At 70.2% G+C, this 12402-nt stretch carries 10 protein-coding genes; 4 read left to right on the plus strand and 6 right to left on the minus strand.

Going from position 1 to position 12402, the window contains the following annotated elements; genetic code table 11:
• Window positions 1-96: 96 nt before the first annotated feature.
• The 4 genes from ABIE44_RS00470 to ABIE44_RS00485 are packed head-to-tail and all read right to left on the minus strand — an operon-like array spanning window position 97 to window position 4842.
• Entirely contained in the window at window positions 97-1266 is a 1170-nt protein-coding gene (locus ABIE44_RS00470; protein ID WP_209713665.1) for a lipid-transfer protein, read from the minus strand.
• The gene (locus tag ABIE44_RS00475; protein WP_209713663.1) at window positions 1263-1691 is read right to left on the minus strand and encodes a hotdog family protein; all 429 of its coding nucleotides are present in this window, start codon (window positions 1689-1691) and stop codon (window positions 1263-1265) included. The genes ABIE44_RS00470 and ABIE44_RS00475 overlap by 4 nt, the downstream gene beginning before the upstream one ends.
• Entirely contained in the window at window positions 1691-2638 is a 948-nt protein-coding gene (locus ABIE44_RS00480; protein WP_354437716.1) for a bifunctional MaoC family dehydratase N-terminal/OB-fold nucleic acid binding domain-containing protein, read from the minus strand. Before ABIE44_RS00480 ends, ABIE44_RS00475 begins: the two co-directional genes overlap by 1 nt.
• Window positions 2635-4842 carry an acyl-CoA dehydrogenase family protein gene (locus ABIE44_RS00485; RefSeq protein WP_209713660.1) on the minus strand — a complete coding sequence of 736 codons (2208 nt, stop codon included), beginning with the start codon at window positions 4840-4842 and terminating at the stop codon, window positions 2635-2637. The genes ABIE44_RS00480 and ABIE44_RS00485 overlap by 4 nt, the downstream gene beginning before the upstream one ends.
• Before the next feature lie 119 nt (window positions 4843-4961).
• On the opposite strand from ABIE44_RS00485, the gene ABIE44_RS00490 reads away from it, so the two are divergent.
• Window positions 4962-5900 carry an alpha/beta fold hydrolase gene (locus ABIE44_RS00490; protein WP_354437717.1) on the plus strand — a complete coding sequence of 313 codons (939 nt, stop codon included), beginning with the start codon at window positions 4962-4964 and terminating at the stop codon, window positions 5898-5900.
• A gap of 35 nt (window positions 5901-5935) precedes the next feature.
• Complete coding sequence (locus ABIE44_RS00495) at window positions 5936-6685, plus strand: class I SAM-dependent methyltransferase (protein ID WP_209713658.1); 750 nt, start codon at window positions 5936-5938, stop codon at window positions 6683-6685.
• 6 nt (window positions 6686-6691) lie between these two features.
• On the opposite strand, the gene ABIE44_RS00500 is transcribed toward ABIE44_RS00495, so the two are convergent.
• Window positions 6692-8089 (minus strand): WS/DGAT/MGAT family O-acyltransferase, encoded by a 1398-nt coding sequence (locus tag ABIE44_RS00500; protein ID WP_209713656.1) that lies wholly within the window; start codon window positions 8087-8089, stop codon window positions 6692-6694.
• 180 nt (window positions 8090-8269) lie between these two features.
• Between ABIE44_RS00500 and ABIE44_RS00505 the strand changes: the two genes are divergently transcribed.
• Window positions 8270-9517: an alpha/beta hydrolase fold domain-containing protein gene (locus ABIE44_RS00505; RefSeq protein WP_354437718.1), complete on the plus strand. Its 1248-nt coding sequence runs from the start codon at window positions 8270-8272 to the stop codon at window positions 9515-9517.
• A gap of 54 nt (window positions 9518-9571) precedes the next feature.
• Here the strand turns inward: ABIE44_RS00505 and ABIE44_RS00510 are convergent, their stop codons facing one another.
• Window positions 9572-11635: an acyl-CoA dehydrogenase family protein gene (locus ABIE44_RS00510; RefSeq protein WP_209713654.1), complete on the minus strand. Its 2064-nt coding sequence runs from the start codon at window positions 11633-11635 to the stop codon at window positions 9572-9574.
• Window positions 11636-11769: 134 nt separating this feature from the next.
• Here ABIE44_RS00510 and ABIE44_RS00515 point away from each other — a divergent pair, with 134 nt between their 5' ends.
• Window positions 11770-12399: a class I SAM-dependent methyltransferase gene (locus ABIE44_RS00515; protein WP_354437719.1), complete on the plus strand. Its 630-nt coding sequence runs from the start codon at window positions 11770-11772 to the stop codon at window positions 12397-12399.
• Window positions 12400-12402: the final 3 nt, after the last annotated feature.

Raw genomic sequence — 12402 nt, forward strand, 5'->3', positions numbered from 1 at the left:
GGGGCGTCACCTTCCGTGGCAACGAGAAAGCCCTGGAGCGTCCGTGCTCCGGCTGGATCCGTTCCTATCGGCCGGACGGCCGAGGTCCTGAGCGTTCTAGGCGCTCAGGATCAGACCGCTCGTCGGCACCCCGGTACCGGCCGTGACGACGACGTTCTGCACGTCCGGGACCGGGTTCACCGAGGTGCCCCGGATCTGCCGGACACCCTCGGCGATGCCGTTCATGCCGTGGATGTACGCCTCACCGAGCTGACCACCGTGCGTGTTGAGCGGCAGCCGCCCACCGATCTCGATGGCGCCGTCCTTGACGAAGTCCTTGGCCTCGCCCCGGCCGCAGAAGCCGAGCTCCTCCAGCTGCATCAGCACGTACGGCGTGAAGTGGTCGTACAGCACGGCCGTCTGCACGTCGGCCGGGGTGATCCCCGCCTGTCGCCAGAGCTCGCGGCCGACCACGCCCATCTCCGGCACGCCGATGTTGTCGCGGTAGTACGAGGTCATCACGTACTGGTCCGGGGCGCTGCCCTGCGCCGCCGCCGTGATGGTCGCAGGCTTCTGCTTCAGGTCGGCCGCCCGCTCCGGGGTCGTCACCACGATCGCCACCGCGCCGTCGCTCTCCTGGCAGCAGTCGAGCAGGTGCAGCGGCTCGGCGATCCAGCGCGACGCCTGGTGCTCCTCGATCGTGATCGGCTTGCCGTAGAAGAACGCCTTCGGGTTGTTCGCGGCGTGCCTGCGGTCGGCGACCGCTACGGCACCGAAGTCGGCCGACGTGGCGCCGTACTCGTGCATGTAGCGGGTCGCCTGCATCGCGACCGTCGCGGCCGGGGTGGACAGACCGTAGGGGTAGGAGAAGGCGTTGTCGAGGCCGTTGGAGTTCACCTGGGTGGCCGCCCAGCTGGAGACCTGACCGAACCGCATGCCCGAGCGCTCGTTGAAGCCGCGGTAGCAGACGACCACGTCGGCGACACCGGTCGCGACGGCGAGAGCGGCCTGCTGGACCGTGCCGCAGGCGGCGCCGCCGCCGTAGTTGATCCGGCTGAAGAAGCGCAGATCCCCCATGCCGAGCTCGCGGGCCACCGCGATCTCCGAGGAGTTGTCCATGGTGAAGGTGACCAGGCCGTCGACGTCGGAGGTCTGCAGGCCGCAGTCCTCGAGCGCGTCGAGGACTGCCTCGCAGGACAGCTGGAGCTCGGAGCGCCCGGACTCCTTGGAGAACTCGGTCGCGCCGATGCCGGCGATGGCGGACTTGCCGCTCAGGGTGCGGGTCACTGCGCAGCTCCGCTCTGCTCGTTGACGACGAGGGTCACCTTGGCGTTGACGTGGTTGCCGAGCGAGACGACGCCGACGACGTCGATCGTCACCGTGCCGGCCGGGGCGTCGTCGGCGTTGTCGACGACGGTGCCGCTGAACGCGAGCGTGTCGTACGGGTACGCCGGCGCGCCGAGCCGCAGCCCGCACGAGGTGATCCGGAAGTTGGGTCCGACGGCCTCGCGAGCCCAGTCGCCGACGTACTTCTGGACGTAGCCGGTGGTCGTCAGGATGTTCATGAAGATGTCCTTCGAGCCGTGCCCCTGGGCGAGGTCGCGGTCGTGGTGGACGTCCTGGAAGTCCCGGGTCGCGATCGCGGTGGAGACGATCAGCGTCGGGGTCAGCGGCAGCTCCCAGGCCGGGAGCGTCGTACCGGTCGCGGCCATCAGCCCACCACCTCCCACTGGGCGAGCGTCAGCTCGTCGTCGATCTTCTCGAACACCACCTGCACCGGGGCGCCGATGGCGACCTCCTCGCGACGGCCCTGGACCTCGCCGATCATCCGCAGCCCTTCCTCGAGCTCGATCAGCGCCAGCGTGATCGGCAGCTCCTTGCCCGGCAGCTGCGGGGCGTGGTGCACGAGGTAGGAGAAGACGGTCCCCTTGCCGCTGGCCACGACGTACGCGCGGTCGTGGGCGTGGCAGGTCGGGCACATCGGGCCGGGCGGGTGCCGCAGCTCGCCGCAGGCGTTGCACTTCTGGATCCTGAGCTCCCCGACGCGGGTGCCCTCCCAGAAGTAATCGGTGTCCTGGTTCATCTGCGGGCGGATCGTCCGGGACTTGTCGACCTTGGGCGCTCGCTTCGCGGGCCTGAACTTCAGCACCCGGAACAGCATCGTCGCGACCGCCTCGCGCTCGTCACCCTCGCCCACCCACCAGGTGTTCAGCGTGGAGACGAAGTAGCCCTCGCCGACGCCGGTGACCTTCGGGCCGACGACCGACTCGAGCTTGGTGGTGATCGAGACCTTCTCCCCGACGCGGACGTCGCGCAGGTAGGTCTGGTCGCAGTTCGTGCCGAGCACGGACTTGAAGCCGGCCGCGTCGAAGATCTGCATGGTGCCGTGCAGCGGGTCGTCGGAGGGACGGGTCGGGTCCAGGCCGTACATCGTCCAGACCTGCGCCATCGCGGGCGGCGCGATGCCGGCGCCTCCCTCGTTGGCGTACCGGGGGTCGGTCTCGCCGAGCGCCTCGGTCCAGTTGTTGATCATCGGCTGGTTGATCGGGTCGCGCGCCTCGCGCGGGCTGGTCTCGCCCATCGCGAACATCTTGTCGACCTCGGCCATGATCCGGTCGTGGTCCCACTCGCCGCCCAGGTCGAGCTCGTCGGTGCTCATCGGGGCACCTTCGGCAGGCCGAGGCCGAACATCGCGATCAGCTCGCGCTGGACCTCGTTGACGCCACCACCGAAGGTGAGCACCAGGTTGCGCTTGGAGGTCGAGTCCAGGAAGTGCAGCAGGGTCGCCGTCGCGGGGTCGGCCGGGTCGCCGTACGCCGTGACGATCTCCTCGAGGTCGAGGCCGAGGCGCTGGACCTCGTCGGAGGCGAACACCTTCGAGGCCGACGCGTCGGCCACGGCGGCCTTCGGGTCGTGCCCCCCACCACCGGCGACCTGCCAGTTGAGCAGCTCGTTGACCCGGAACGACACCGTGACCCGGGCGAGGATGTCGCGGACCGCGGGGACCTCGAGCAGCGGCGTGCCGTGCGCGTCGGTCTTGTCCTGGGCCCAGGCGATCACCTCGTCGCGCAGACCCTCGAGGCGACCGGCGGGACCGAGCATGATCCGCTCGTGGTTGAGCTGGGTGGTGATCAGGCGCCAGCCCTCGTTCTCCACGCCGACGAGCATGTCGGCCGGGACGCGGACGTCGTTGTAGTACGTCGCGTTGACGTGGTGCGAGCCGTCGCAGGTCACGATCGGGGTCCAGGAGTAACCCGGGTCCTTCGTGTCCACGATCAGGACCGAGATGCCCTTGTGCTTCGGGGCGTCCGGGTCCGTGCGCACCGCGAGCCAGATGTAGTCGGCAGCGTGCCCGCCGGTGGTCCACATCTTCTGGCCGTTGACGATCCAGTCGCCGTTCGCGTCCTTCTTGGCCGCGCAGCGCAGCGAGGCCAGGTCGGTGCCGGCGTCGGCCTCGGAGTACCCGATGGCGAAGTGCACGTCGCCGGCGAGGATCGGCTTGAGGAACATGTCCTTCTGCTTGTCGGTGCCGAACGACTGGAGCGTCGGACCGACCGTCTGCAGGGTGACCGACGGGAGGTGGATGTCACCGCGGGCAGCCTCGTTCGCGAAGATCTGCTGCTCGATCTCGCCGAGCCCCTTGCCGCCGTACTCGACCGGCCAGCCGACGCCCATCCAGCCGTCGTCACCCATCTTCTTGATGTTGCGGTGGTAGGCGTCGCCATGACGGTTCTCCATCATGTCGAGCTTGTCCTCGTCGCTGACCAGCGTGGAGAAGTAGCTCCGGACCTCGTCCTTGAACGCGCGCTGCGCCTCGGTGAGCTCGAGGTTCTTGCCCTCGGTCTCGGTGACCGGCACCGCGGCCAGCGTGGCGGCCCGTCCGCCGAGGAGTCGCGCGACGTCCTTGGCGCGGGAGAAGAAGTGGTGCAGCGGGTAGGTCTCGTCGACGCCCATGCCGCCGTGCAGGTGGTGACAGGTCTGCAGCGCGGCCGGCACCCGGTCGGTGAACCACGCGGCTCCGACGGCCAGGTCGTCAGCCGCCGGGAGGCCCTCGCTGACCCGCCAGGCGGCGGACTCGGCCGCCAGTGCCGCCATCCGGGCCACGACGAAGACGTCGGCGATCTGCACCGCGACCGCCTGGAACTCGGCCAGCTTGCGCCCGAACTGACCGCGTTCCTTGATGTAGCCGGCGGTCAGCTCCAGGGCGCCGGCCATCAGCCCGTCGCCGAGGAGCAGCAGGCCGGCGACCGCGTGCTCCCGGAGCACCTCCGCAGCGTTGTCCTCCAGGACGGCCACGGCCGGGGCGCCGTCGAAGGTGTATCCGGTCTCGCCCAGGCCTCGGGCCTCGTTAGCCGGGACGGTGCGCGAGGAGTAGTTGGGTGTCGCCGTGACGCCCGGGCCGGACGGGTCGACCAGGGCCACGCCGGAATCGGTCGAGACGAGCAGCAGCACGCTGCCCTCCAGACGCGCGACGTCGATCTTGTGGCCGGTGACCTTGCCGTCGCGCAGCGTGGTCGCCGGCGCGGCGGGCAGGGCGTTGCCGGGCTCGTTGAGCGCGGGGGCCAGGAGCAGCTTGCCGGCGACGATCTCAGGGACGAACCGGGCCTGGACGTCCTCCGCGCCGGCGGCGGACAGGGTCAGCAAGCCGCAGACGAGCGTCTCCCAGACGGGAAGGTCGAGCGCGCGCTTACCGACCTCGTGCAGGAGGACGCCGACCTCGCCGAGGCCGAGTCCCTCGCCGCTGTGGGCATCGGGAGCAGCCAGACCGAGCAGTCCCGCCTCGGCGCACGCCTCCCAGCTCGCACCGCCCTTGTCGAGGACGTCTGCCACGACCGAGCGGATCTCTTCGCGTACCTCAGACACGCCGCAGCGCTCCCTTCACAGAAACTTCGAAGAACTAAAACTGGAACCTGTTCTACTCTAGCCTGACAACCACGGATCGAGCACTACTCTTCTCATCACCCGAATCGAGGAGTTCCCCCTTGCTGCTCCCGTCGCTCCCGCCCCTGCCCGCGCTGCCGTCGCTGCCCGACCTGCTGCGCGACCTCGTCGACGTACCGGACGTGGTGGTGCCCAAGGGTCGGTGGCTCGACGTGCCCGGACGGGGCCGGACCTGGTTGACCGACATCCCCGGACCGACGCCCGAGGCTCCGGCGGTGATCCTGCTGCACGCCGTCGGCTGCACCGGCATGCTCACCTGGTTCCCCGTGGTCGAGAAGCTCAGCGCCAAGTACCGGGTGGTGATCTTCGACCAGCGCTGGCACGGGCGCGGGATCGTCTCGGAGCACTTCTCGATCCGTGACTGCGCCGACGACGTCGCCGCGATCGCCAACCTCCTGGACCTGGTGCAGCCGATCGTCGCCGGCTACTCGATGGGATCGATCGTGGCGCAGCGGTGCTGGCGGCAGCACCCGCAGCGCTTCGGCGGGATCGTGCTGGCCGCGACCACCGACCACTTCCGGACGACCGGGACCGAACGGGTCTTCCACCAGGCGATGGAGCTCGGCATGGGCGCCTTCAGCACGTTCAGCCGGAGCAAGACGCTCAACGCGGCCGCCAAGGTCGCCACCGATGCGCTTCTCGAACCCAGCGACACCCACACCTGGGCGCTCGGCGAGTGGCGCAGCACGTCGTCGTGGGCCGTGGCCCAGGCCGTCGCCTCGCTGGGTCGGCACCATTCGACCCCCTGGCTGCACCAGATCGACATTCCGACGGCCGTGGTGGTGACCACCAAGGACAAGGTGCTCTCCCCCGACCGGCAGCGCGCCATCGCGGCCACCATCCCGGGCGCCACGGTGCACGTCGCCGAGTGCGGCCACGCCGGCTGCGTGCTGGACTCGAAGGTCTTCACACCTGCGTTCCTGGAGGCCGTGGACACGACCGCCGGACGCCGCGCGAGCAGGCTGAGGGCGAGCGCCTGAGGTTCCCCGGCGCCGGGAACGGGCAGGATGGTCCCGTGACTTCACCCGACCGTCCCGGTTACGCCGAGCACATGGACATGCGCGGTCTCAGCGCTGCCGCAGCGCCCGCCTTCGCGCAGCAGGCGCTGCTGACCTGCGCCAAGGACCTGCCGAAGCCGGTCGACCAGCTCGACGTGCTCGACCTGGGGTCCGGCTACGGGTTCACCGCGGCCGAGCTCGCCTCGGTGTGCCGGAGCGCCGTGGGGATGGAGCCGACCGCCGAGCTGCACTCCGAGTCACTCGCACTGCTCGCGGACCACCCGAACCTGCAGTTCGTGCACGCCGGCACCGAGGGCCTGGACGCCGTCGAGGAGTACGACCTGATCGTCCTGGACAACGTCTACGAGCACCTGCCGAACCAGGCCGACGCCTTGCGACGCATCCACCGGGCGCTGCGGCCCGGAGGCGTCCTCTACCTGCTGATGCCCAACCGGCTCTGGCCGCGCGAGGTGCACTACGGCCTCCCGTTCCTGTCCTGGCTGCCGCTGCCGGCGGCGAACCGGTACCTGCGGTGGTCCGGCCGGGGCGAGGACTACACCGACGCGTCCTACGCCCGCACCTACCCGACGATGCGCCGCGCGCTGGCGAAGCACGACTGGGACTGGCGCTTCACGCTGCCTGCCGACCCGACGGCGACCCACCTCGGGACGCCGCTGCACTACCGGGTCGGGATGGCCGTGATCCGGAAGGTGCCCGCGGCGTGGGCGATCTCGAAGTCGTTCATGGTGGTGGCGAAGAAGCGCTGAGTCGCCTCAGCCGATGACGGCGGCGTACAGGTCGTCCAGCTCGGCCGGGAAGTGAGCCGCGAGGTCCGCGATCTCCGGCATCTGCTCGCGGCAGGCGATCAGTCCGACGTGCATCTGGCCGTTGCTGCTCATCACGGTGACGTTGAGACCGGCTCCGTGGAAGATCGGGCCCAGCGGGTAGAAGCCGACGATCTTGGCGCCCATGAAGTACAGCGGGACCGGCGGGCCGGGGACGTTAGAGATCACCAGGTTGTGGATCACCGGCCCCTTCTCCGCCAGTCGCAGCTTGGCCACCGCGCGGACGGCGAGTCCGAAGGTGCGCGGGGCTGCGAACTCGGCCCAGTCCTGCAGGGTGTCGGCCGGGATCGCCTTGTGGTGGTCCTTGGCGTGCGCGTTCGCCTCGGCGAGCTGCTTGAGCCGGGCCACGGGGTCAGCGACATCGGTGCCGAGCTTGGTGAACATCGAGGAGACCTTGTTGGTGCCACCGGTCTTGGTCGAGGTGTGGTGCACCGAGACCGGGACGCTGGCCAGCAGCGAGGACTCCGGCAGCTCGCCGCGCTCCTCCAGGTAGCGGCGCAGGGCACCGCCGCTGATCGCGAGCACGACGTCGTTGACGGTGGCGCCCTCGACGGCGTGCCGGATCTCCTTGATCTTGTCGAGCGAGATGTCGGCGTACCCGACCGAGCGCTGACCGGTGATGTTGCCGTTGAACGACGTCCGCGGCGCGGTCAGCGGCGCGGCCATCGCAGTCCCCTGCCGGGCGCGGGCGATCGTGCGGCTGATCGTCTTCGTGGTCGGCACCATCAGGCGGGCGAAGTGCAGCGGCTTGCCGAGGTTGTTGAGCATGCCGCGCCCGAACAGCTCCCAGTCGCCCGGGGCCGAGCCGTAGCGCTCACCGAGCGGCGCGATGTCGAGCAGCGGCGCGTTCGGCTCCAGGCTGCACAGGAACGAGACCAGGTTGGAGCCGGAGATGCCGTCGACGGTGGCGTGGTGCATCTTGGTGAAGATCGCGAGCCGACCGTTGTCGAGGCCCTCGATCACCCACATCTCCCACAACGGGCGGGAGCGGTCCAGCGGGATGCCGGCCATGTGGCCGCACAGCTCGGCCAGCTCGGCCGGACCACCCGGCGACGGCACGGCGAGCCGGTGCACGTGCCGGTCGATGTCGAAGTCCTCGTCGTCGATCCAGACCGGGTGGTCGATCTCGAGCGGGACCTCCTTCAGCTTGCGCCGGAAGTCGGGGATCGTCGAGATCCGGGCCTCGAGGTCGGCCTTGATGCCCTCGAAGGAGTAGCCGCCCGGGATCGTGGAGGGGTCGAGCTGGATGATGCCGCAGACGTGCATCAGCTGAGCCGAGCTCTCCAGGTAGAGGAAGCTGGCGTCGAGGCCACTGAGACGGTCCATGCGCGCATCATATTCGGCACTGGAACGCGTTCTCGTTCTCGTCCAGACCAGCGGGTGCGGACACCCACGGGACCGTGACAATCCCGCCAGTACGCTCGCTGCACAGGCTTCGCTGCGCTCAGCCGCCCGCTGTCGCCGACTCGGCCACGAGCAAGCTCGGGCGCTCGCTAGGCTCTGCGCATGGGTTACCTGCGCCGACGCGTCATCACCGCACTGCTCGCTGCCAACGTGGCCAAGCCGCTGCCCGGCAAGGCGGCTCCGCTCGGGTTCGCCGTCGGCTGGCCGACCAGTGAGCTGGCTCCGCAGATCGTCGCGCTGACCGCTCTCGACACCCTGCAGGCCGTCGCGCGCGGCAAGGCGACCAGGACCGGTGTGCTGCTCGCGGGCGCCTCGGTCGGCGCGCTGCTCTACTCGATCCGCGGGGCGACGGGATCCGGCGTCCTGGCCGAGAAGGCCCTCGTCGACTCGCTGGGTGCCGACTACCTCGACGCGCTCCCGAACCGACCCACCGATGCCGACCTGAAGGTGCCGCTGCGCGAGGTCGCCCGCCCGTTCACCCTGATGAAGCCGGGCGTCGAGGTCATCCGCGACATCAACTACCGCGACGGCGGCAGCCGGGCCCGGCTCGACATCTACCGTCCCGAGGGCGTCGACCTCACCGACGCTCCGGTGCTGATCCAGATCCACGGGGGCGGCTGGACCATCGGCGAGAAGGACCAGCAGGGCATCCTGCTGATGAACCGGATGGCGGCCCGCGGCTGGGTGTCGGTGGCGATCAACTACCGCCTGGCGCCCAAGCACCCGTTCCCGGCCCAGATCATCGACGTGAAGAAGGCCATCGCCTGGGTGCGGGAGAACATCGCCCAGTACGGCGGCGACCCGTCGTACGTCGTGCTGACCGGCGGTTCCGCCGGCGGCCACCTCTCCTCCCTCGCCGCGCTGACGCCGGACGTCAAGGAGTACCAGCCGGGCTTCGAGGACGCGGACACCCGCGTCTCGGCGTGCGTGCCGTTCTACGGGGTCTACGACCTCGGCGGTGTGACCGGCGACAAGGCGGCAATCGCGATGCGCGACATCTTCCTCGGCCCACGCGTGTTCAAGCTCAACGCCGCTGACGACAACGGTCCGTTCGAGCTGGCCTCGCCGATCACGCACGTGACCCCGGACTCCCCCGACTTCTTCGTGATCCACGGCGTCAACGACGGCCTGGTCTCGATCAAGCAAGCACGCGCGTTCGTCGCGAAGCTCAAGGAGGTCTCGACCGGCGTGACCACCTACCTGGAGCTCCCGGGCACCCAGCACGCCTTCGAGGTGTTCTCGTCGATCCGCAGCCAGCACGTGCTGCGCTCGGTCGAGCGCTGGCTGGAGTGGCACCGCGCGAACCGTCGGACGGCGACCAGCGAGGAGCCGGCAGTCCCTGTCGGCTGAGCCTGCAGCCCCGTCGGTCCAGCCTGCGGCCCCGTTGGCCGAGCCTGTCGAAACCTAGCCGCGCGGCAGACCGAGGATCCGCTCGCCGGCGACGTTGCGCAGGATCTGCGTCGTCCCGCCCGCGATCGAGAGGCACCGGTTGCGCAGGAACAGGTCGTTGGCGGCCAGCGCGCGCTCCGACGTCGTGAACATCTCCGGGCCGAGCAGCTCCATCGCGAGCTCGGCGGAGTCCTGGCGGTTCCGGACCCCGACGAGCTTGGCGACGCTGGACTCGGCACCAGGGCCCTGCCCCGCGATCGACCGGAGCGTGGAGCGCATGGCGAGGAGCTTCACGACCTGGGCCAGAGCGATCGCCCGGCCGATCTTCTCCGGAGCGCTCGGCGCGGACACCTCGTCGAGCAGGTCGATCGACAGCTCGACGCTCTCGCCGAGCTTCGAGCCGGCCATCGCGACCCGCTCGTTGGCGAGCGTCGTGACAGCGAGCCGCCAGCCGCCGTTGATCTCACCGATCACGCAGTCGTCGGGGACGAAGACGTTGTCGAAGAAGACCTCGTTGAACAGCGCCTCGCCGGTGAGCTCCCGCAGCGGTCGTACATCGATCCCCGCAGCCTTCATGTCGACGACGAAGTAGGTGATGCCGGCGTGCGGCTTCGCCTCGGCGTCGGTACGTGCCAGGCAGACGCCCCAGTCGGCGCGCTCGGCGATCGAGTTCCACACCTTCTGGCCGGTCAGCAACCAGCCACCGTCGGTGCGTTCGGCCTTCATCCGCAACGAGGCCAGGTCGGAGCCGGCACCGGGCTCGCTGAACAGCTGGCACCAGGTGATCTCGCCGGTGAGCGTCGGGCGCACCCAGCGCTCGCGCTGCTCGTCGGTGCCGCCCTCGAGGATCGTCGGTGCCGCCCAGGCACCGATGACCAGGTCGGGGCGCTCCACCCCGGCAGCCTCGAGCTCCTGGTCGATGACCAGCTGCTGGACCGGGCCGGCACCCAGGCCGAACGGGGCCGGCCAGTGCGGGGTCAGGAAGCCGGAGTCGGCGAGCGCCAGGCGTTGCTCGGCCTCGGGGAGGCCGCCGATCCGCTGGGCCTCGGCGACGGCGTCGGCGCGGAACTGCTCGTCGAGACCGCCGAAATCGATGTCACCCGAGCGCCGTACGCCGGACGCGGCGACAGCGCTCAGCTCGGCTGCGAACGCACCGGTGTCGCCCAGCGCGGCGCGCAGAGCGATCGCGCGGCGCAGGTAGAGGTGCGAGTCGTGCTCGAAGGTGAAGCCGATGCCGCCGAGGACCTGGATGCAGTTCTTGGCGACCTCGACCGCGCCGTCGAAGCAGGTGGTGGCGGCGACCGCGGCCGCGAACCGGGCCTGCTCGCCCCCGACCTCGAACGCCTCGGCAGCGTCCCAGGCAGCGGCGGTCACGCTCTCGCTGACCTCGAGCATCTCGGCGCAGAGGTGCTTGACCGCCTGGAAGGCACCGATCTTCTTGCCGAACTGCTCGCGGACCTTCGCGTAGTCCACGGCGACGTCGAGGCACCAGCGCGCGATGCCGGAGGCCTCGGCGGCGGCGAGCACGACGAGCTCCAGGGGCGCGCCGGCACCGGCGTAAGTCGGCAGACCGGAGACGTCCCCGACGCGGACCTCGGCGACTCTGCGGGTCAGGTCCACCGACTCGCCGGGGAGGATCTCGGCCCGGTCAGCGGGCACCAGCACGTGGCCCTCGGCGGTCGGCACCGAGACGTGCGTGCTGGCACCGGCGCCGATGATCCCGAGCGGCGAGACCCCGAGACCCACGGTGATCGTCCCCTCGGCGATGCCCGCGCGGATCTCGGCGTCGTCGTACATCAGGCCGGCGACGACCGTGGTCAGGAAGGGGCCGGGCACCAGCGCGTAGCCCGCGGCCTCGACGGCGACGGCCTGGTCGAGCAGCGAGCCCCCGCCCCCACCGACGGACTCGGGCAGAGCGATCGACGTCAGGCCCATCTCCGCGGGGAGCGCACCCCAGGGCTCCAGCGCCGACGGGTCGGTCTCCGCAGCGCGGACAGCGGCGATCGAGCCCTGGCTCTCGGCCCACTTGCGGACCGTGGTCGCGAGCTCGCTGTGATCGTCACTGATGCCGATCGGCATGAGGCCCTCCTGGAGAACTAGAACAGGTTCTCATTGTGCCACGGATGATCGTCGCTACGCTCCTCGACGCTCCTCGCTACGCCGACCCGGAGCACGCTCCGGCCGCCTCCGCCCGAACACGTAGGGTGCCCGACGTGACTACCGCGATGGATCCCGCCCTGCTCGAGCACGCCCTGGCCGCCAAGGGTTTCATGCCCACCGACGAGGGCGACTTCTTGTACGCGACCGCGCTCGCGCACCTCGCCGACGGGCCGGCCCTGGAGATCGGCACCTACTGCGGCAAGTCCGCGATCTACCTCGGTGCCGCCGCCGAGGCGGTCGACAGCACGGTGTTCACCCTCGACCACCACCGTGGCTCCGAGGAGAACCAGGCGGGTTGGGAGCACCACGACCCCACGGTGGTCGACCCCGAGATCGGCCTGATGGACACCCTTCCGACCTTCCGGCGCACCGTCCATCGAGCGGGCCTGGAGCACCGGGTCGTCGCCGTCGTCGGTGACTCCCCCACCGTCGCACGGCACTGGCGCACCCCCGTCGCGCTGCTGTTCATCGACGGCGGCCACTCAGAGGAACCGGCCCAGGCCGACTACACCGGGTTCGCCCGCTGGGTCCAGCCCGGGGGCGTGCTGGTGATCCACGACGTCTTCGAACGCCCCGAGGACGGCGGCCAGGCACCGTTCCACGTCTGGCAGCGGGCCGTGGACAGCGGCGACTTCGAACCCGTCGGCACGGTCGGGTCGATGCGCGTGCTGCAGCGCCGCTGATCC

It is taken from the genome of Marmoricola sp. OAE513 (genome assembly GCF_040546585.1).
In the GTDB taxonomy this organism is placed as follows: Bacteria; Actinomycetota; Actinomycetes; order Propionibacteriales; family Nocardioidaceae; genus Marmoricola.

Bases quoted from the DNA above. Each gene is read 5' to 3' on its own strand.
- ABIE44_RS00475 (WP_209713663.1), bottom strand. From the start codon at position 1,691: ATGGCCGCGACCGGTACGACGCTCCCGGCCTGGGAGCTGCCGCTGACC.
- ABIE44_RS00480 (WP_354437716.1), bottom strand. From the start codon at position 2,638: ATGAGCACCGACGAGCTCGACCTGGGCGGCGAGTGGGACCACGACCGG.
- ABIE44_RS00500 (WP_209713656.1), bottom strand. From the start codon at position 8,089: ATGGACCGTCTCAGTGGCCTCGACGCCAGCTTCCTCTACCTGGAGAGC.
- ABIE44_RS00505 (WP_354437718.1), top strand. From the start codon at position 8,270: ATGGGTTACCTGCGCCGACGCGTCATCACCGCACTGCTCGCTGCCAAC.
- ABIE44_RS00510 (WP_209713654.1), bottom strand. From the start codon at position 11,635: ATGCCGATCGGCATCAGTGACGATCACAGCGAGCTCGCGACCACGGTC.